Genomic DNA, 20,316 nt, shown 5'->3' with positions numbered 1-20,316 from the left:
GGGCGAGAGCGGAAGAGCTTCACCGTCTCTGGTGAAGCTCTCTGATTTTTTCCATCAAGTCAGCCCCGATGCTGTCTGCGAACTTGTCGTAGACTGGCTGCACGGCTTGAATCCAGGCTGCGCGCTCTTCTTCTGTCTGCACGTGGATCTGGATGTTTTTCTGCTCCTGGAGCATGCGCAGTTGGCTCGCGTTCATGGAAACAGCCAGTTGATTGTTGTACGCGGTCGCTTCCTGCATCGCCTCTGTGATCGCTTGCTGAATATCCGGGGGGAGCTTGTTCCAGAACGATTGATTAATGACGACCGCGTAGCCGAGAAAGCCGTGGTCGCTGATGGTCATATACTTTTGCACTTGATACAGCCGCTTCGTGTACACGTTGGAAATCGTGTTTTCCTCGCCGTCCACTTTTCCGCTCGCCAGCATGCTGTACAGGTCGCCGAAGTACGAGCCGATCGGAATGGCATGAAAAGAGCGAAACTGTGCTTCCAGCACGGCGCTCGGGATGATGCGAAAACGTTGGCCGACGAAGTCGTCTGGCGTAATCAGCGGGCGATTCGCCGTCATCTGCTTGAAGCCGCTCGACCAGAAGGCCAGCCCCTTCATATCGGATTGTTCCAGCGTGGAAAACAGCATTTGCCCGATTTCGCCGTTGAATACGTTTTCCACGTCCTCCTGCGTCCGAAACAGATAGGGCAATTCGAGCACAGCCCAGGCGGGAATCATGCTCGACAGGTGGGAGAACGCAGGCGCGATCATTTGCACTTCGCCGTTTTGCAGGGCCGATATCTCCGTCTTTTCGGAGTGCAGCACGCTGTTGGGGAACACTTGCACCTCGACGCGTCCGTGAGTCTTGTCTTTGACAAGCTGCGCGAACCGTTCCACCGTCAAGCCTTTTGGCGTGTTTTCCGCAACCACGTGGCTGAATTTGATGATGATGCGCTCGGACAGTCCCTCCTGCACCTCGTCATAGCCGAGCTTCGCCATCGACAGGTCTGTCCCGAAGCCGATCATGACAGCGCTCACAAGCGCGATCATCACAAACAGCGCGATGCTCAGAAAAGATTTCATCTTTTTTCACCTGCCCACGATCAGTTGATTTGCTGGATGTACTGTACCAAAATATAGAGAAGCAAGCAATCCCCACTGGAAAGGAAGAGCTGGTCTGTTCAAACAGTTAACGATCAAATGGAAGATTATGCTGCTTTCGGTGGGAATCGTGCTGTTCTCTCTGGTTATTGGGCTGCTGATTATTGTGGGAGGCATGATTCGGGTCACGGAAAATCAGCTTGGCCAACGGCTGATGACGATCGCCCGCACTGTCGCCCAGATTCCGCTGGTGCAGGAAAGCATCCAGGAGCCGGACGGCTGGCGGCAGATCAACCCGACGGCGCACAAGCTGAGAGTCGTCAATGACGTGACGTACATCGTCGTCTTGAATATGGAGCGGGTGCGCTACTCCGACCCGCTGGACGAGCGGATCGGCACCGTGTTCGAGGATGCGGCTGTCGAGGAGGCGTATTCCGAGCACTCCTATTTGCAAAAGGTGAAAGGGGACATGGGCACGGCGCTTCGCGCTTACGTGCCGATCATGGACGAGCAGCACCAGCAGGTCGGGGTGGTGCTGGTGGGCCGGGTGATGCCCGGCACGTGGGAGGTCATGAAAAGCGAGCGCGGCAACATCGCGCTGACGCTGATTCTCTCGCTTTTGGTCGGCGTCTGGGGCAGCTATTTGCTGGCTCGCCACATCAAAAAGCAGATGCTCGATCTGGAGCCGGAGCAGATCGCGCGCATCCTGGTCGAGCGGACGGCAACCTTCCACGCCATGCACGAAGGGGTCATCGCCATCGACAACCGGGAGCACATCACGATTTTCAACGATCGGGCCAAGCAAATTTTCGGGATCGAGGGAGACGTATTGGGAAAATCCATTCGCTCGGTACTGCCCGACACCCGCTTGCCCGAGGTGCTGGAACTGCGGCAAAACTTTACGAACACCGAACTGCACGTAGGCAATGCCTTGCTCTGGTCCAACCGCTTTTTGATTAAAGTCGAGGACAAGATCGTCGGCGCCCTCGCCATCTTCCAGGACAGGACAGAGGTTGCGCGGATGGCGGAGGAACTGACAGGGGTCAAGGAGTTTGTCGGCGCCCTCCGCGTCCAAAACCACGAGCACATGAACAAGCTGCACACGATCGCGGGCTTGCTGCAGCTCAACCAATACGACAAGGCGCTCGCCTACCTGTTCGAGATCAACGAGGAGCAGGAGGAACTGACGTCTTTTCTGACGACGCGGATCATGGATGAAAACTTGTCCGGGCTGTTGATCGGCAAGGTCAGTCGCGGCAAGGAACTGGGCATTCGCGTGGTCATCGACAGGATGAGCCACCTGGAAAAATTTCCACCCTACATGGACCACCACAACTTCGTGCTCATTTTGGGCAATCTGATCGAAAATGCATTTGACTCGCTGGAGCAGTGCGAGCGTGCGGACAAGGAGATTACGATCAGCATCGAGCAGGATGAAGAGGTGTGCTCGATTCTCGTGGAGGACAACGGGATCGGGATGGACGAAGAGACGCGCGAGAAGATGCTGGAAAGAGGCTTCTCCACCAAAAGCCGGGCGAACCGCGGACTCGGTCTGCACCTGGTGCATCAACTGGTGCGAAAAGGAAGGGGCGAGCTGGTCTGCCATTCCCGGCCGGGAGCAGGAGCGAGCTTCATGATTACATTCCCGATGAAGGAGGTGGACGAATAGTGGAGACGGACAGCATTCGCGTACTGGTAGTGGAAGACGATCCGATGGTGCAGGAGATCAACAAGCAGTTTATCGAGCGCGTGCCAGGCTTCACCGTCGTCGGGATGGCGGCGAACGGGGCCGACGGCGTGTGGATGGTGCAGGAGCTGGGGCCGGACTTGGTCATCATGGACATTTTCATGCCGATTCAGGACGGGGTCAAAGCGCTCGCGGAGCTGCGCGCGGCCGGTCAGGACGTCGATGTCATCGTGGTGACCGCGGCCAAGGACAAGGCGACGATTCAGGCGATGCTGCGCGGCGGCGCGATGGACTACATCATCAAGCCGTTCGCGTTTGACCGGATGAAAAAGTCGCTGGAAACCTACCGCGAGTTTCGCCAGAAGATCGAACAGGCAGGGGCGGCTTCGCAGGATGAGGTAGACCAGCTTTTGTTTCGCGGGGCGTCAGAGCGCGAAGAGGAACAGGCTCGCTCGGCTTCGGCAGGCACAGGCAGCAAGCTGAGTCCGCTGCCAAAAGGGCTACACGCAGTGACGTTAGAGCAGATCATTCGCCAGCTCGACAACGAGGACCAGGCGCTGTCGGCGGAAGATGTGGCGGAGCGGGTAGGCATCGCCAGGGTGACGGCGAGGCGCTATCTGGACTACCTGGAGAAGGCCGGGATGGTGAGAATCGACGTCAGCTACGGCGGAGTCGGCAGGCCGACGAATCGCTACGTGCGCGTCGACGAGCATGAGACAGGGGGTGGCAGGCGGGCATGATCGACTTTGAAGCCATATTGGACGGGCTGTTTGACATCGTTCACGTGACGGATGAAAAAGGACGGACACTGTATTGCTCCGGGCGCTACGAAGAGTTTTTCGGGATCGATCCGCAGGAAATGATCGGCAAGCCGATTGAGGAATTTTACCATCTGGGCTATTTTTCCCCGACGATTACGATGCGCGTCATTCGCGATCGGAAAAAGGTGCACACGATCCAGACGACCCGGAAAAAACGCCGGCTGCTGGTCGAGGGCACCCCGCTCTGGGACGCGGACGGCAACTTTTGCGGAGTCGTCAACACGTCGATTGACATTACCGACCACGAGCAGTTGCAGCAGGAGCAAAATGAGCGCAAGTACGTCGGCGGCCTTTTGCAAAGCGAAATGACAAAGGAGAACAGCAGGCGAAAAGGCAAAATCAGTCTCGTCTACCGCAGCCAGTCGATGGAGCAGGTCACCGCGCTGGCGGAAAAGCTGGCGCAGGTCGAGTCGTCCATGATTTTACTGGGAGAATCGGGCGTCGGCAAAGGCGTGCTCGCGAAGTACATCCACGAGTGCAGCCCGCGCGCAGACAAGCCGTTCGTCCACATCAACTGCGGAGCGATCCCGGAGACGTTGCTGGAATCGGAGCTGTTCGGGTACGAAAAAGGAGCGTTTACCGGAGCGGACAAGGACGGCAAAGCGGGCCTGATCGAAAAGGCGAACGGCGGCACGCTGTTTTTGGACGAGATCGGAGAGATGCCGCTCGTCTTGCAGGTGAAGCTGCTCAACGTCTTGCAGGAAAAAACGATTACGCCCGTAGGCAGCGCCGTTCCGCGCAAGGTCGATGTGAAGCTGATTACCGCCACCAACCAAAACTTGCGGCAAATGGTCAAAGAGGGCAGGTTTCGCGAAGATTTGTACTACCGGATTCACGTCGTGCCGCTGGAAATTCCGCCGCTGCGGGAACGCCGCGAGGAAATTCCGGTGCTCGTCCATTATTTCCTGGGCGTTTTTTGCGAAAAGTACTGTCTGGATCGGCAGCTTTCCGACGCCTGCTTCCGGATTCTCGCGGAATACGATTGGCCAGGCAATGTGCGCGAATTGGAAAATGTAGTGGAGCGGCTCGTGGTGACCGCCCCTGACGTCCTCATTACGCCGACGCAAATCCCCCGGTACATCCACAGCCACGAGGATAGCGCCTTGGGCGGCATCAAGGTCGAGCGGGTGATGCAGATGCAGGAGGCGATGGAGGAAGTCGAACGGCAGTTGCTGCAGCGCGCCTACGAGCAGCACAAGACGACGACAAAAGTAGCGGAAGCGCTCGGCATCAGCCAGCCATCCGCCAGCCGGAAGCTGAGAAAGTGGGTATTCACAGGTGAATAATCGCTATTCGCGCGTGAATAGCATGCAGGATGGTTCCTGCGCGAATAGGCGGTGCTTGTATGCGGCCGTGAATAGCCGCTGTACATACAGGGAGCGGGCAGCTTGTTGGCATTGTTTTTGCAATATTGAAAAAGTCATGAACGGATGAGGGAACGCATACGTGTGTGCAAAAGCTGCTTGCGCAAGGGCCGCTGTGGACAGATGGACAATTGATAAAGGGAGACGTGTCGGATGAATAAAGGAAAAGCATTGCGGGCAGGAGATACAATCGGGCTGGTCGCCACTTCCAGTCCCGCTACGGAAGAGGTGCTGGGCAAGGCAGTGGCCGCGATCATGGAGATGGGCTTCAAGGTAAAGGTCGGGCAGACGTGCTATGAGACGTACGGCGGCTATTTGGCGGGCACCCCGGAGCAACGGGCAGGCGAGCTGAACGCGATGTTTGCCGACGACGAGGTGGACGGCATCATGTGCATGCGCGGCGGTTACGGGTCCCCGCAAATTTTGCCGCTGCTCGATTACGACCTCATTGCGCAAAATCCGAAACTGTTTGTCGGGTACAGCGACATTACTGCGCTGCACGCCGCTTTCGGACAGGTATCGCATCTGGCGACCTTGCACGGGCCAATGGCGACCTCGGATATTGCGCACGGCCTGGACGACTGGACCAGGCAGTATTTGCTGCGGGCGCTGACCCGGCCTGAGCCGCTCGGGCCGATCATCAACCCGCCGGGAGAGGACATTCTCTGTCTCGTGGAAGGGCAGGCGTACGGCCCGATTGTCGGCGGAAACCTCGCTTTGATCGCCACGCTAATGGGCACGCCGTATCAGGTGGATACCCGCGGCAAAATCCTGTTTCTGGAAGACATTGACGAGGAGCCGTATCGCGTAGATCGCATGCTGACACAGCTTGCGCTCGGCGGCCTGTTCGCCGATTGCGCAGGCATCGTCATCGGCACGTGGACCAACTGCGAGCCGAAGAAGCGCGAAGGCTTTTCCGTCTGGGACGTGTTCCAAAACATCGTCGTGCCTTACGGAAAGCCGACGATCTGGAACGTGCAGATCGGGCACGGCTCTTACAATATGGCGCTGCCCTTCGGCGTCGAGGCTACGCTTGACGCGACTTCAAGAATACTCGCGGTAGAAGAGAGTGTGACCGTATGAGTCCCGGACAAAACGACTGGATCATGCAGCAAGCGCAGGAGCTGCTTCCTTGGCTGAGGGCAGTTCGCCGCGATTTTCATCAATTTCCCGAGTTTGGGCTGGAGGAGTTTCGCACACAGGAAAAAATTAGCGCCTACTTGAACGAGTTGGGGATTTCGCATGCAAAAGTGGCGGGCACAGGTGTCGTCGGACTGATTGAAGGCGCACGGCCAGGAGCTGTCGTCGGGCTGCGCGGCGACATGGACGCGCTGCCGATTGTAGAGGAAAACGCCGTGGAGTACCGCTCGCAAATCGCCGGACGGATGCACGCCTGCGGCCACGATGCCCACATGACGTGCCTGCTCGGTGCGGCGCGGCTGCTCGCGGCGCAGAAGCAGCAACTGTCCGGCAGCGTGAAGCTGTTTTTCCAGCCTGCGGAAGAGACGGTGGGCGGGGCGCTGCCGATGATCCGCGAAGGCGTGCTCGACAACCCGCGCGTGGAAGCGGTTTTTGGCTTGCACGTATCGCCTGAGCTGGCTGTCGGTAGCATCGCGGTCAAGTACGGACAGATGAATGCGGCCTCTGACGATGTGCACATTGTCGTCCGCGGGGAAAACGGGCACGGAGCCTACCCGCACAACGGCAAGGACGCAATCGTGATCGCGGCTCACGTCATTACGGCCCTGCAGACGATCATCAGCCGCAACGTCGACCCGCGCGACTCGGCGGTGCTTTCGCTCGGCATGATCGCTGGCGGGACGGCAAGCAACATCATCGCCTCGGAAGTGAAGCTGACCGGAACGATTCGGACGCTGGACAAAAAGGTGCGGGCAATGGTGAAAGAGCGCGTGCGCGAGGTAGCCGAACTGACGGCCAAAAGTCTCGGCGGCTCGGCAGAGGTGGCGTTCGAGGAAGGCTACACCTCGCTCATCAACGACAACGCTATGGTCGACCTGGTGAAAAAGTGCGGCGAAGAACTGCTCGGAAGAGAGCGGGTCAAGGTGAACGAGCTGCCGAGCCTGGGCGTGGAAGATTTCGCCTTTTTCGCGGAGCATGTCCCGAGCGCCTTTTACCACCTCGGGGTGCGCAATGAGGAAGCGGGCTTCGTCTATCCTGTCCACCATCCGCGCTTTGACCTCGATGAGCGTAGCCTGGTGATCGGCACAGCGATGCAGACGTACAACGCGATCACCTTTTTGCAGGAGCGGGCGGCCAGCTTGCAGGAAAAATAACGCAGGCTTCTCACACGCCGTTTTTCAAGGCAGGGTCCGGGTATAGGATGAGGCGAGCGGCGGAACACTACAGACGCTGTATCTTTTTCATCAGAGAAAGGAGCGTCTTTTTCATGAGCATGACGATAAGTCGGCCCGTCACCGATGTCTTAAATAAACAGGTTGCCAACTGGTCTGTGATGTATGTGAAACTGCACCATTTCCACTGGTATGTAAAAGGTCCGCACTTCTTTACGCTCCACGCCAAGTTCGAGGAACTGTACAACGAGGCGGCGACATATGTGGACGATCTGGCGGAGCGGCTGCTTGCCGTCGGCGGCCAGCCTGTCTCGACCATGAAGGCCTGTATCGAGCAGGCTTCGATCAAGGAAGCGGCTTCTGGCGAGACAGCCGAGCAGATGGTGCAGGCGGTCGTGAACGACTTTACGACGTTGATCGGCGAGCTGAAGGAAGGGATCGTCGCCGCAGAGGCAGCCGATGACGAAGCGACGGGCGACATGTTTTTGGGAATGAGCGAAAGCCTGCAAAAGCATGTGTGGATGCTGCAGGCGTATTTGGGAAAATAAGCGCAAGCAGGAGAGCAAGCTGATGCCGTCGGTGTCAGCTTGCTTTTTTATCCAGATAAGAATTTGTGGATTCGCCAAAAAACGTGTAAGAAAATGCGGGCTGCGGTATCTAAATGCTGAAAGGGAGGGGAGGACGCTGAGAGACAAAGAACTGCTGCCGTCGCTCTCGATTCTTCGCACGACAGTCGACGTCTCGCTGGAAGCGATCATGGACGCTCATCTGTACCGGATTTACCGTCTCTGCTGCTGGCTTGTCCAGGACAGGCAGGTCGCAGAAGATATTGCCCAGGAAGTGTTTTTGCGCGCGTACCAGCACCTGCCGCGCTTTCGCGGAGAGAGCAAAATCGAGACGTGGCTGTATCGGATTGCGGTAAATGAGTGCAAACGCTACATGCGCTCGTGGTCGTTTCGGCATTTGCTGTATCAGGCGGAACCGGCTGTGCCTGGCTTTTCCGGGCTGGAAGAGGAAGTGCTGCAAAAAGAAGAGTGGCGCCAACTGGCAGGCTGTATGGCGAAGCTTTCGTATCGTCATCGGCAAATGCTGGTTCTCCACTACTACGAAGAACTAAGCGCGGAAGAGATCGCGGCGGTTCTCGGCATATCGCCCGGCGCTGTCTACACCCGTTTGCACCGCGCGCGCGAAAAGCTGAAAAAGCTGTTGCTAAAGGAGGGAGAACCGTGGACGTAGAAAAAGGATTGCGCCAATTGGCAACAGTCGAACGGCAAGCGTGGAAGCTCGACGACGAGCGGAAGGCACGCATGGAGCAGAACATTCTCGCACAGGCAAAAAGACGGAAAAGCGCGCTCCCGCGAATCGGAGGGGCGGTTGCTACCGGAATCGTGCTGGCGGTCACGGTCGGCGTCGGCCTTCAGGTTGGTGTGAGCAATCAAGGGGGCAAACATCCATTGGAAGCGCCCTATGGCGAAGCGGTACTCAGTCAGCGCGCGGCTCAGCTAATCGAGATCATGGCCTTGTACGGCGGAGTACACGCAGCGAAAATTTCCGCTTCTCCGTTGGCGGGAGTTTTTGCCGAGGCGCAGGAAGGCGTTCTGTTGGAGGAACCGTACAGGAAGGTGCACATCCTCTTTTTTCCGGAAGGGTACAGGGCCGATCAAATCAAGATCGTGGAGGACTTCACTCGCCCGAAGGAGGTCACTTATACGTTTCAGGGGGCGAAGCTGCGGGAGGATCTCCTGCCGCTTTCGGCGAGCGGCCCGACGTATTTGTATGCGGTCAAAAACGTCCTGTTTCTGACCAACAGCTTGTCGCTGCATGCGGACGTGAAATTTGCGCTGGACCGCGAGCAGCGGCATGAACAGTTTTTGCAAAGCTTCGGGCTGTCGCTGTCGGCGTATGCGTACCTCCACGATTACAAGCAAAACGCGATCTATACAGACATGGGTTGGAAGCAAGACGCGCTGAAACAGATCGGGCTGCTTTCCCGCCAGCCGATGGTGGAGCGCGGAACGGCCTACAAGGGCAGTATTCCTGCCGTCTTTTTGAAAAAAGACGAGCCAGTGGCTGTCGTCATATACAATGACGGGCTGGGAAGCAACCACCTTGCCAAATATCGCTGGGACGAGCAGGCGCAAAAGTGGGAGCTGGAAGAAAAAAAGCGCATGCCCGCAACAGGTCCGGCAGCGACGGCGACGTAACAGCGAGGCGGGATTTTCCGTGGGTGCGCATCTGTTTTCCATAAACAAAGAAGGTGCTGTGGCTCTATTTGGGACATCCCTCTTGTTCCCAAGAGAGGCATGCTAGTGTAAACTTACCTTGTGATGAAACAAAGAAAGCACTTTCATGATGGAAAGGATGTACATTCCCATGGCATCACCCTACGTTACGTTTAATCGCGAGCAGTGGAGAGCGCTGCGGGCCTCCACACCGCTTACCATATCAGACGAAGAGCTCGCCTGTTTGCAGGGGTTGAACGAAAATATATCCATGACTGAAGTGACCGATATTTACTTGCCGCTGTCCCGGCTGCTGAATTTGTACGTCGGCGGCATGCAGGAGCTGTATCAGGCGACGCATACGTTTTTGGGCAACCAGGACGGCAAGGTGCCGTTTATCATCGGGATCGCCGGAAGCGTGGCGGTCGGAAAAAGCACGACAGCGCGTATTTTGCAGACGCTTTTGTCGCGCTGGCCGAATCATCCCAAGGTCGATCTGGTGACGACGGACGGCTTTTTGTATCCGAACCGCGTCTTGGAAGAACGGGGGATCATGAAGCGCAAAGGCTTCCCGGAAAGCTACGACCTGCGCCGCTTTATCAACTTTTTGGCCGATGTGAAGTCCGGTCTTCCCGAGGTCAAGGCCCCGGTCTACTCCCACCTCGTCTATGACATCGTGCCAGGGGAATGGCAGACTGTCCGCCAGCCCGACATCCTGATCGTGGAAGGCTTGAACGTGCTCCAGCCGCCAAAAGGCGACGAGCCGCATATTTCCGAGGTGATCGTCTCCGACTTTTTCGATTTTTCGATTTACGTGCACGCCGAGGAAAAAGATATTTTGCAATGGTACGTGGAGCGGTTCAAGCTGCTGCGCCAGACGGCATTTTCCGATCCGAACTCGTATTTCCGGCGCTACGCGAGCCTGTCTGACGAGGAAGCGACAGAGGTGGCGACAGGCATCTGGACGGAGATCAACGGAGCCAACTTGGTGCAAAACATTTTGCCGACGCGCGTCCGTGCCCAGTTGATTTTGAACAAGGGACAGGACCACATGGTGCAAAGCGTCAAGCTGCGCAAGCTGTAAACACATGGGAGGGGGATCGCTTGTGAAAATGATTAGCGCTTGCCTGATCGGCTGCGAATGCCGCTACGACCAAAAATCGTGTCTGGACAAGGAACTGGAGCAGTTGCTACGGGACGGCAAAGTAATCCCTGTCTGTCCGGAGCAGTTGGGCGGCTTGCCTACTCCGCGTCCGCCAGCGGAGATTGTCGGGGGAGACGGAAACGACGTGCTGGATGGGCGGGCAAAAATTATCGACCAGACAGGCTGTGACGTGACGGCTGAATTTGTGGCGGGCGCTTATCAGGCGCTGAGGCTGGCGCAAACGGTCGGGGCGACGTCTGCCATCCTGAAAGAAAACAGCCCGTCCTGTGGCAGCTCGTTCGTGTACGACGGCCAGTTTTCCGGGAAAAAGGTGCCGGGAGCTGGCGTGACGGCGGCGCTGTTTCGCAGACACGGCATAGAGGTGAAGTCGGAGCGGAACTAGCTTTAGCGCATTGGAAAACTTGGCTGCGCCAAGCCATCGGCGCAGCCTTGGTTGCCCTTGTACTCACCCACGCATCCCCAGCCGAAAAGCAGAGGAAAAGAAAGAACCCGCCGCAAAGCAATAGCGCCGTTTTTCGGAAGCGAAGCTGCGAATAGTAGGGGCGGAAAATAAGGGCAGAGAGCAGGAAATAGACGATATTGGCGAGGAAAAAGACTAGCTCTTGTTCCCCGTGAAGCAAGCGGTGCACTTCGTTTTGCAGCTTTATCCATGTGGACTCGGTGCTCTCGGCAGGAATCAGCCGCTCCCGAACGTAGTCAGGGCCGGAAACCGTATGGTACGCGACGGCATTTCCTGTCAGATCCCGTTCGTATTCGATTTTGTACATGACGTCGGAAAAAATCGACTTCGTGTAAACCAGCTCATCGGTGGCAAAGTGGTGGCGCTCCTTTGCGTTTTCCCAGACGATGAACCAACTGAAAAAGAGCGCGATCACTACCGCCAATTGCCAGTATGATTTTGGTTGTACGCGTACTTTTGGTGTGCTTTGCAAATTCGATCATGCCTTTTTTGTGTTTTTTACAAATTATACCACAAAAACCCGGACGCGTAGCAGATGGCTGTGCGCACGGGTTTTTGTTTCGGTTTCTACTCGTTTACGAAAACGTTTCGATAAACCGCTTGGCAGCCTTGGACAAGTGTCGGCCCGACTGCCAGACGACAGCGGCAGACGAGTAAATGGACGTCCCGGCAAGCCTGATTCCGCGGATTTGTTCGCTCTTGTGCGTCTCCCAGGCGGAAATCGGGACGATGGACGAGCCGACGGAAGCGGCGACCATGCTGACGATCAGCGAGATGTCCGGGCATTCGCAGATGACGTGCGGCGCAACGCCAAGGCGCGAAAACTCTTTGACGATCAGGTCGTAAATGCCAAGGCCGGGCAGGCTGGGCATGATGAGCGGAAGCTTGGCGATTTCCCGCATGTGAATCTCGGTGCGGTCCGCATACGGCGAGCTTGCGGGGACGATCAGGACGAACGCCTCTTCCTCCAGCGGAATCATCGTGCAGTTGTTGAGCGAGTGGGGCAGGCGCACGATCGCGACCTCGATGGTGCGTCGCTCCAGCCACTGGTTGAGCAGTTGGGTATCGCCCTTCCAGACTTTGTAGGTAATGAGCGGATATTTTTGCTGAAACAGGCGAATCTGCTCCGGCAGACGGTAGGCGGACAAGGCGCTCACCCCGATGGACAGCGTCCCGCGAATGCCTTCGCCCGTTTCTTTTACTTCGGAGAGCGCTTCCTCCATCTGGTGGACGATGTTGAGCGCCTGGCGGTACAAGGTAAGCCCGGCTTCGGTCAGCTCCATCCGCTTCCCGGAGCGCTCCACGAGCGTGACGCCCAGCTCGTCCTCCATTTGCTTGAGCTGCTGGCTCAAAGGAGGCTGGGCCATGTTCAGCCGTTTCGCCGCCCCTGTAATTTGGCCTTCCTCCGCGATGGCGATAAAGTAGCGCAATTGCCGTATATCCACGTGTCATCCTTCTTTCGTTTTGCTCAACTATATGATTTCGATATGAAAATCAGATTTACTCGATATTTTTCATATTGTTGTTGCTATGATAGCATATGTTTCAGCAAAACATCGAGAGACGACGAAAGAAGGAAGGGAAATAGACGTGCGTACGTGGCTGGATAAGCTGTTTCACTTGCGCGCTTGCGACACGACGTTTCAACGGGAGCTGATCGCCGGATTTATCGGCTTTGTCACCATTGTCTACATTGTTGCCGTAAACGCTTCGATTTTGCAGGATGCCGGAATCCCGATGGAGGCAGGGATTTTGGCAACTGTTCTGACCGCTTTTATCGGATCGCTGTTAATGGCCTTCTGGGCGAATGCCCCGATCATCCTCGTCCCCGGCATGGGGATTAATGCGCTGTTCACCTATACGCTCTGCCAGTCGATGGGCCTCTCCTGGCAGGAAGCGCTGGCGGCTGTATTCGTTTCCGGCCTGATCTTTACCGTCATCGCCTTTACCCGCGCGGCGGCGATTTTGTCCAATGCGATTCCCGCTTCGCTGAAGGAAGCGATTACGGTAGGCATCGGCTTGTTTTTGACCTTTATCGGGCTGCAAAAAGGCGGCCTGATCGTCACCAATCCGTCCACATTCGTCGCGCTGGGCGATTTGTCCAGCCCGCATGTGCTCGTGACGTTGGTAACGCTCCTCCTCACGCTGATCCTGTTTGTGCGCAATGTCCCCGGCAACTTCCTGATCGGGATTGCGGCTGGTACGGGACTTGGCTTTTTGTTCGGGATCGTCGAGCCGGGGACAGGAGAGACGTTTTCGTTTGCGCAGTACGGACAAGTATTGGGCGGCATGTCGTTTTCCGCCATCTGGACCTTGCCGTTCTGGATCGCGACCTTTTCGCTTGCGATGGTGATCGTGTTTGAAAACATCGGCTTGCTGCACGGGCATACGGCGATGATCGGCCAGCCGCAAAAGTTCCGCCGCTCGCTGCAAGCAAATGCTTTGTCGGCGGCTATCTCTGGCATCCTGGGAACGAGTCCGACCGTCGCAACGGTAGAGACGGCAGCCGGAATCGCGGCAGGTGGGCGGACCGGGCTGACCACGCTCGTCACCGGGACGCTTCTGTTGTTCTCGCTCGGCCTGATTCCGGTGGTGAAAATGATTCCGGACGGCGCGGTTGCGCCTGTGCTCATCATCATCGGGGCACTGATGCTGCAAAATGTGCAAAACATCAATCTGAAAGACTTTTCGGAGGGCTTCCCCGCCTTTTTGATTATCGCGATCATTCCGCTGTCCTACAGCATCGTGGACGGCATCGCTTTCGGCTTCGTGGCGTACCCGCTGATGAAGCTCGCGCTGGGCAAGCGCCGGGAAGTGCCTGCCTTGCTGTACGTCATCGCCGGGTTGTTTTTGCTCAATCTGATGCTGCCTGTATTCACGTAAGGAAGAGATACCCCGACTTTCCGTTGGGGTATTTTTTTGTCCTTCTGCCTTCTGGTACGGTATGGCCGAGGGGGAATGGACAGTGAGACAGTGTGTGCACGGAGAGGGCTTTTCGGTTGATCCGCAGACGCATTCGCCGGAGTTGCTGCGGACATGGTCCGGCAAGCAGTTGTTTTGTCAACAGTGTGGGGCGAAAGTGATCTTTCGGCACGGACAGCTCGTGACCCCGCACTTTGCCCATGTAGCGAGCAGTTGCTGTGACGCTGGCGAGCCGGAGACAGCCGAGCACAAGGCGGGAAAACAACTGCTGGTGGAGTGGGTCCGGGAGCTGTATCCCGCGAATCACACGCGTCAGGAAGCGTATTTGGAAGAGATCGGGCAGCGCGCAGATGTTTTGACGATTTTCCCGAACGGACAGCGGCTTTGTATCGAATACCAATGCTCACGGATCGAGGACAAGGCATTGCGCAAACGAATCGAGGGATATGACCAGGCGCAGATCGCGCAAATCTGGATCATCGGGAAAAGCGTCTTTGCGAGCAGGTCTGTCAATCGCTTTCGGCTGCAAGCCTGGGAGAAAACGATTTGGGAGCGGCAGCGCCTGCTGTGCCTGCTCGATCCGCTCGGGAGGAAGCGCCTGGACGTGCTCCTGGATTTGGCAGCAGTGGCGGGAGCGAAGACGCTGTTTTCCTGCAAGCGCAGGGCGGAGTGGGAGCTTTCGCGGTTGAAGCTCACGCCGGAAGCGCAGCTTTTGCAGGCAGACGATGCCCCGCTGGCGGCGGAAAAGAAGCGACAAAGCCCGCAGGCCCAAAAAACATCCCGGCGCAGGGCAACAAGGGAAAAGGCGGCGCTGGCACATAAAAAAACGGAACGCGAGCGAGAGCGCGAGTTTTTGGCCCACCCGTTGCGAAAGTTCGCGCTGGCGAGAGTGGGCGACTATCTTTCGCATCCGCTGTTCAACCAGAAGCTGGAGGGCGACCAACTGTTTGTCATCGACCATCGCCTGTGGCAAAGCTATCTGTTTTTGACGGAAATTCACAAGGTCTATCAAAGGAAGGCTGTATTTGCCACCGGAACGGAAATTCCCCGGCTCTTTATCAAGCACATTTTGACGAAGGATGACCGCTTTTTCGAGCGGCCGTTTCGCAGCGTAGTGACCAGGTACGTCGACCAGCGGCTGGCGCAAACGATCCGTCGCCCGAACGAGCGAGAGTCGCCTGGCAAAGCGGTTCACGAGCTGGTGTACGAGTACTTTTGCCGCCTGGAGGCGCTTGGCTTTTTGCGAAATACAACGCCAAACAAAGAGCGCATTTCGGCGAGCGGTATGCTGTACGGAAGGTTTGACGTGCTGTTTGACCGTTTTTGTCCCGACTTGTTCGGCCATACGGAGCGGGAGCTGGTCGCCTTTTTTCGGCAGCACGACCTTTGCTATCTGAAGGGCAGGTGGTTTGACAAAAAGCAAACGCGGAAAACGCCGCTGGATGTATAGGGAGAAAGAATGGAAAATCAATTAGATTGAAAATAAAGAAAATTTTAAAAATTTAAGAAGGGCTTTGCGGTACAAGCAACGAATGTAATGTTTACATCCAGCATATACATTGCGAAAAAGAAGGGGGGATTTCAGATGGCGTTGCTTGAGGTAGACCGGCTGTCGCTGCAGTTTGGCGGGGTAGCAGCGTTGTCGGAGGTGAGTTTTCACGTGGAAAAGGGCGAGATTTTTGCCCTCATCGGGCCGAACGGAGCAGGCAAGACGAGCATGCTCAACTGCATCAGCGGCCTGTACAAACCGACCTCTGGCACCATCCGCTTCCAGGGCGAGCCGATTCTTGCGCTTCCTCCCTACAAGCGGGCGGAAAAAGGCATTGCGCGCGCCTTTCAAAACATCGAGTTGTTCAAACATATGACTGTTTTGGACAACATCATGCTGGGCAGGCACGTGCGGATGCGGGCCGGGCTTTTGTCGTGCGGATTTTACTGGGGGAAGGCACAGCAGGAAGAGATCGAACATCGGCGGGCTGTGGAGGAGATCATCTCGTTTCTCGAGATTGAGTCCATTCGGCACAAGCCAGTGGGCACTTTGTCGTACGGCCTGCAAAAACGCGTGGAAGTCGGGCGAGCGCTCGCTCTGTCTCCGGAGATGCTGTTGCTCGACGAGCCGATGGCGGGGATGAACAGCGAAGAAAAAGAAGATATGGCGCGGTTTATTCTCGATATTCACGAGGAGCGGGGCACGACGATGATCTTGATCGAGCACGACATGGGCGTAGTCATGGAGCTGTCCCAGCACATTGCCGTACTGGACTTCGGCAAATGCATCGCTTTTGGCACGCCGGAACAGATTCAGACCGACCCGCAAGTGATCGAGGCGTATTTGGGACAGGAAGGGACAAAAGAGGGGAGGAGCGCATGAAGCTGAAGACCATTCCGCAATATTTGCTGGCAAGGGGAGTGCAGTGGCCGAACAAGACAGCCATGCGCCAAAAAAAGCTGGGCATCTGGCAGGAGCTGACCTGGAGGCAACTGTCGGAAGAAGTGAAAGCGCTGTCAAGTGGGCTTAGAGAGCTGGGCTTTTCGCGCGGCGACAAGCTGGCGATCATCGGGGACAACCGTCCGGAGTGGGTGATGGCCGAGGCAGCCGCGCAAGCGCTCGGGGGCGTATCCGTCGGCTTGTACCAGGATTCGCTGCCAAAAGAGATCGCCTACATTTTGAACCACTCCGATGCAAAAATCGTCGTAGTCGAGGATCAGGAGCAGGTCGACAAGCTGCTGGAAATTGCCGACGAGCTGCCGTTTGTGCAAAAAATCGTGTTTTACAAGGACAAAGGGATGCGCGGCTACGATCACCCGCTGCTCTCCCCGTTTCGCGACGTCCAGCAGCTTGGGAGGCAATGCGCTTATTACGCATCAGGCGAGTGGGAGCGGGAGGTTGAGCAGGGAAGCGTGGAGGACATCGCGATATTGTGCTATACCGCCGGAACGACCGGACCGCCAAAAGGGGCGATGCTGTCGCACCGCAATCTGCTGCACATGACGGAGAGCCTGTTTTCCATCGACCCTGTGGACGTGTCCGACGAGTACGTCTCGTTTTTGCCGCTGGCCTGGATCGGGGAGCAGATGATGAGCGTCTCCGGCGCGTTTCTCGCAGGCTACACGGTCAACTTCCCGGAGGATACGTCTACGGTACAGGCGGATTTGCGCGAGATTGGCCCGCACCTGATTTTTTCCCCGCCGAGAATATGGGAGGACATGGTGTCGCGCGTGCAGGTCAAGCTGCAGGACGCTGGCTGGCTGAAGCGCTCGTTGTACGAATGGTTCCGTCCGTACGGCGAAGCGAAGGCGCAGACTGCGATTGCGGGAGGGCGGCTGACGGTCTGGCAGCGCTTGATGTACACGCTCGGAGACTATCTCGTCTTTTCCGCGATCAAGGATCATCTGGGGCTTTTGCGCATCAAGCGCGCCTATACGGGAGGCGCCGCGCTGGGAGCAGACGTCTCCCGGTTTTTTCAGAGCCTTGGGGTCAATCTGAAGCAAATATACGGGCAGACGGAAGTGTCCGGGATCGCCGCCGTTCACCGCGACGGTAAAATCAAGCCGGATACGGTCGGCGAACCGCTCCCGGGGACGGAAATCAACGTCTCGGACAAAAGGGAAATCTGGATCAAAAGCCCGAGCGTCTTTTCCGGCTACTACAAAAACGAGCGGGCGACGGAAGACGCTTTGGTGGATGGCTGGCTGCGGACGGGAGACGTCGGCTATATGGACGAGAGCGGACAGTTGGTCGTGCTCGACCGTTTGCAGGATGTGATCCGCTTGGACAACGACGAGCTGGTGTCTCCGCAGTTGATCGAAAACAAGCTGAAATTCAGCCCCTATATCAAGGAGGTGATGGCGATTGGCACGGATCGCCCGTATGTGACGGCGATTCTCAATATCGACATGGCGAATGTCGGCCGCTATGCCGAGCTGAATCAGGTCGCCTACACGACGTACAGCGACCTGGCGCAAAAGCAGGAGGTGCTGCTGCTCATTCGCCGCGAAGTCGAGCGGATGAACAGCGAGCTTGCGGAAAAGGAAAAAGTGAAGCGGTTTGTGCTGCTCCACAAGGAACTGGATGCGGATGACGAAGAGCTGACGCGGACGAAAAAAGTGCGGCGGAGCTACGTCGCAGACAAGTACGAAGCGGTAATTGACGGCATGTACAGCGATTTGAACGCGGTCTGGGTAGAGGGCGCGGTCCGCTACCGAGATGGTCGGGAAACAGCCGTCCGCACGCAACTGAAAATCGTCGATGTGGACGCGCCGCTGGCGTCGGATGGGGAGGTGGCGTAATGGATATGTTTTGGCAACTGCTGGTCATGGGGCTGGCGGTAGGTAGCATTTACGGCTTGATCGCGCTCGGATTTGTCCTCATTTACAAATCGAGTGACGCGATCAACTTCGCGCAGGGCGAGTTCGTGCTGGTCGGCTCGTACGTCTGCCTGACGCTGATTACTTCCTACCAAATACCGTTTTTGCCCGCCTTGCTGCTGACGCTCGTCTTCAGCGCGGTGCTCGGCTGGGCGGTGGAGCGCGTCGTCTTGCGGCCGTTCATCGGCGTGCCCGTCATCTCCATGATTATGGCGACGATCGGTCTGTCCAGTGTCATGGCGGGGATCGTCCACCTGTTCTGGGGGACGGATACACGGGTGTTTCCGGCGATTTTTCCTGTGCAGCCGCTTGCGCTCGGTGGCGTAGTCGTCCCACAAGTGTACGTCTGGTCGCTGGTTACCGTACTCATTTTGCTCGGGTTGTTTACGTTGTTTTTCAAGTTTTCCAAGCTCGGAATCGCCATGCGCGCAACGGCGGACGATCAGCAGGCAGCTCTCTCCATGGGGATCAGCGTAAAAGTGATTTTTGCCGTCACCTGGGCGATTTCCGCGATTGTCTCGTCAGTCGGCGGCGTACTGCTCGGCAATATTAATGGGGTCAACTCCTCGCTGGCGCTGATCGGGCTGAAGGTGCTGCCAGTAGCTTTGCTCGGCGGACTGGACAGCATTCCCGGCGCGATTGTCGGCGGCTTTATCATCGGCGTGCTGGAGACGCTGGCGGGCGGGTACCTCGATCCGATTTTGGGCGGCGGGGTCAAGGAAGTGTTGCCGTTTGTCGTACTCGTGCTGATTCTCATGTTCAAGCCGTACGGGTTGTTTGGCAAACGTGAGATTGAAAGGGTGTGAGCGGATGAGAAGTCCATTTGTCAGTGAATGCGGAGAGTTTCGCACGACGTATCGGGAAGACATGGCGCTGTACAAAATTCCGCGCATCCGCTACCGGGTGTACGCGCTGCTCGGTTGTTTTCTCCTGCTGCCCTGGGTGGTCAGCGAGTATGTGACCAGTCTGGCTGTCTTGTGTGCCATCGCCTCGATCGGCGCTATCGGTCTGAATATTTTGACAGGTTTTACCGGGCAAATTTCCATCGGGGTCGGCGCTTTTCTCGGAGTGGGCGGGTACGCATCGGCGCTGCTCACGACGTCGCTTGGCCTGAGCTTCTGGATTTCGCTGCCGCTGGCCGGAATTGCGACAGCATTGGTCGGGGCGCTGTTCGGAATCCCTTCCTTGCGGCTAAAAGGGCTGTACCTCGCGATGGCGACTTTGGCCGCGCAAGTGATTATTTTGTATGCGATGAATCATTGGGATGGGCTTACGGGCGGTACAGCCGGGATGATTTTGTCCCGCCCGACGCTGGGCAGCTTTTCGTTCGATTCGGAGATGAGCTATTACTATTTGACGCTGGCTGTGCTCGTGGTTACGTTCGTCTTTTCGGCAAACCTGTTTCGCTCCCGCACCGGACGCGCGTTTGTCGCCGTGCGCGACCGCGATCTCGCCGCAGAGGTCATGGGGATCAACCTGTTTCGCTACAAAGTGCTGGCTTTTGCCACCAGCTCGTTTTTCATCGGGATCGCAGGCGCGCTGATGGGCCATTACACGCTGGTGATTTCCCCGGAGCACTTCGACATCGGGGTGTCGATCGAGTATTTGGCGATGATTTTGATCGGCGGGCTGGGGAGTGTCGTCGGCTCGATTTTCGGCGCGGTGTTTCTCACCTTGCTGCCCGTGCTGTTGCGCGAGCTGATGGATTTGCTCGCTGTGCTGTTGCCGCAGGTGACCGAGCATTACGGCGCCATTCGCCAAATCATTTTTGGCGGCATCGTCATCGGCTTTCTCATCTACGAGCCGGAGGGACTGGCGAAGATGTGGCGCAATTTCAAGGAGAAGTGCAAGCTGTGGCCGTTTTCCTACTAACGCTCTTTGGGCAGCGCCTGTAAAAAATAAAAAGGG

General features: G+C 56.9%; 18 protein-coding genes. 16 read left to right on the top strand and 2 right to left on the bottom strand.

Translation table 11 applies throughout. The features are described from left to right. Positions 1–19: 19 nt before the first annotated feature. A complete protein-coding gene (locus BA6348_RS22555; RefSeq protein ID WP_005832031.1) occupies positions 20–1,069 on the bottom strand; it encodes a DctP family TRAP transporter solute-binding subunit in 1,050 nt (349 codons plus the stop codon). 127 nt (positions 1,070–1,196) lie between these two features. Between BA6348_RS22555 and BA6348_RS22550 the strand changes: the two genes are divergently transcribed. From BA6348_RS22550 to BA6348_RS22505, 10 genes are all read left to right on the top strand, one after another. After that, positions 1,197–2,756: an ATP-binding protein gene (locus BA6348_RS22550; protein WP_025847468.1), complete on the top strand. Its 1,560-nt coding sequence runs from the start codon at positions 1,197–1,199 to the stop codon at positions 2,754–2,756. Then, positions 2,756–3,514, top strand: coding sequence for a response regulator (locus BA6348_RS22545; protein WP_005832033.1), 759 nt, complete (start codon positions 2,756–2,758; stop codon positions 3,512–3,514). Before BA6348_RS22550 ends, BA6348_RS22545 begins: the two co-directional genes overlap by 1 nt. Then, the gene (locus tag BA6348_RS22540; RefSeq protein ID WP_122952897.1) at positions 3,511–4,881 is read left to right on the top strand and encodes a sigma-54 interaction domain-containing protein; all 1,371 of its coding nucleotides are present in this window, start codon (positions 3,511–3,513) and stop codon (positions 4,879–4,881) included. Before BA6348_RS22545 ends, BA6348_RS22540 begins: the two co-directional genes overlap by 4 nt. Before the next feature lie 231 nt (positions 4,882–5,112). Further along, complete coding sequence (locus tag BA6348_RS22535; RefSeq protein ID WP_007785781.1) at positions 5,113–6,042, top strand: S66 peptidase family protein; 930 nt, start codon at positions 5,113–5,115, stop codon at positions 6,040–6,042. Then, positions 6,039–7,253: a M20 metallopeptidase family protein gene (locus BA6348_RS22530; protein ID WP_025847457.1), complete on the top strand. Its 1,215-nt coding sequence runs from the start codon at positions 6,039–6,041 to the stop codon at positions 7,251–7,253. Before BA6348_RS22535 ends, BA6348_RS22530 begins: the two co-directional genes overlap by 4 nt. Positions 7,254–7,366: 113 nt before the next feature. Then, positions 7,367–7,819: a Dps family protein gene (locus BA6348_RS22525; RefSeq protein ID WP_007785779.1), complete on the top strand. Its 453-nt coding sequence runs from the start codon at positions 7,367–7,369 to the stop codon at positions 7,817–7,819. A gap of 22 nt (positions 7,820–7,841) precedes the next feature. Further along, complete coding sequence (locus BA6348_RS22520) at positions 7,842–8,507, top strand: RNA polymerase sigma factor (RefSeq protein ID WP_005832038.1); 666 nt, start codon at positions 7,842–7,844, stop codon at positions 8,505–8,507. Next, positions 8,498–9,475 carry a hypothetical protein gene (locus BA6348_RS22515; RefSeq protein ID WP_122952896.1) on the top strand — a complete coding sequence of 326 codons (978 nt, stop codon included), beginning with the start codon at positions 8,498–8,500 and terminating at the stop codon, positions 9,473–9,475. Before BA6348_RS22520 ends, BA6348_RS22515 begins: the two co-directional genes overlap by 10 nt. A 169-nt stretch (positions 9,476–9,644) precedes the next feature. Then, positions 9,645–10,577: a type I pantothenate kinase gene (gene coaA / locus BA6348_RS22510; RefSeq protein ID WP_005832040.1), complete on the top strand. Its 933-nt coding sequence runs from the start codon at positions 9,645–9,647 to the stop codon at positions 10,575–10,577. Positions 10,578–10,599: 22 nt separating this feature from the next. Further along, positions 10,600–11,040 carry a 2-thiouracil desulfurase family protein gene (locus BA6348_RS22505; protein WP_005832041.1) on the top strand — a complete coding sequence of 147 codons (441 nt, stop codon included), beginning with the start codon at positions 10,600–10,602 and terminating at the stop codon, positions 11,038–11,040. A gap of 653 nt (positions 11,041–11,693) precedes the next feature. Here BA6348_RS22505 and BA6348_RS22495 read toward each other — a convergent pair. After that, a complete protein-coding gene (locus BA6348_RS22495; RefSeq protein WP_007782867.1) occupies positions 11,694–12,563 on the bottom strand; it encodes a LysR family transcriptional regulator in 870 nt (289 codons plus the stop codon). Between the two features lie 145 nt (positions 12,564–12,708). Between BA6348_RS22495 and BA6348_RS22490 the strand changes: the two genes are divergently transcribed. The 6 genes from BA6348_RS22490 (at position 12,709) to BA6348_RS22465 (ending at position 20,280) form a co-directional block, all read left to right on the top strand. Beyond that, positions 12,709–14,001 carry an NCS2 family permease gene (locus BA6348_RS22490; RefSeq protein WP_122952895.1) on the top strand — a complete coding sequence of 431 codons (1,293 nt, stop codon included), beginning with the start codon at positions 12,709–12,711 and terminating at the stop codon, positions 13,999–14,001. An 82-nt stretch (positions 14,002–14,083) separates the two neighbouring features. Further along, entirely contained in the window at positions 14,084–15,490 is a 1,407-nt protein-coding gene (locus tag BA6348_RS22485) for a competence protein CoiA (protein WP_122952894.1), read from the top strand. Between the two features lie 135 nt (positions 15,491–15,625). After that, a complete protein-coding gene (locus BA6348_RS22480) occupies positions 15,626–16,411 on the top strand; it encodes an ABC transporter ATP-binding protein (RefSeq protein ID WP_005832046.1) in 786 nt (261 codons plus the stop codon). Then, complete coding sequence (locus tag BA6348_RS22475) at positions 16,408–18,330, top strand: AMP-binding protein (protein ID WP_122952893.1); 1,923 nt, start codon at positions 16,408–16,410, stop codon at positions 18,328–18,330. Before BA6348_RS22480 ends, BA6348_RS22475 begins: the two co-directional genes overlap by 4 nt. Then, positions 18,330–19,214: a branched-chain amino acid ABC transporter permease gene (locus BA6348_RS22470; RefSeq protein WP_005832048.1), complete on the top strand. Its 885-nt coding sequence runs from the start codon at positions 18,330–18,332 to the stop codon at positions 19,212–19,214. Before BA6348_RS22475 ends, BA6348_RS22470 begins: the two co-directional genes overlap by 1 nt. A 4-nt stretch (positions 19,215–19,218) precedes the next feature. Beyond that, the gene (locus BA6348_RS22465) at positions 19,219–20,280 is read left to right on the top strand and encodes a branched-chain amino acid ABC transporter permease (protein WP_005832049.1); all 1,062 of its coding nucleotides are present in this window, start codon (positions 19,219–19,221) and stop codon (positions 20,278–20,280) included. The last annotated feature ends 36 nt before the right edge of the window (positions 20,281–20,316 follow it).

The organism is Brevibacillus agri, from assembly GCF_004117055.1.
In the GTDB taxonomy this organism is placed as follows: Bacteria; Bacillota; Bacilli; order Brevibacillales; family Brevibacillaceae; genus Brevibacillus; species Brevibacillus agri.
Note: the sequence above shows the minus strand (reverse complement) of the source record. Positions and strands in the feature narration are given on the sequence as shown.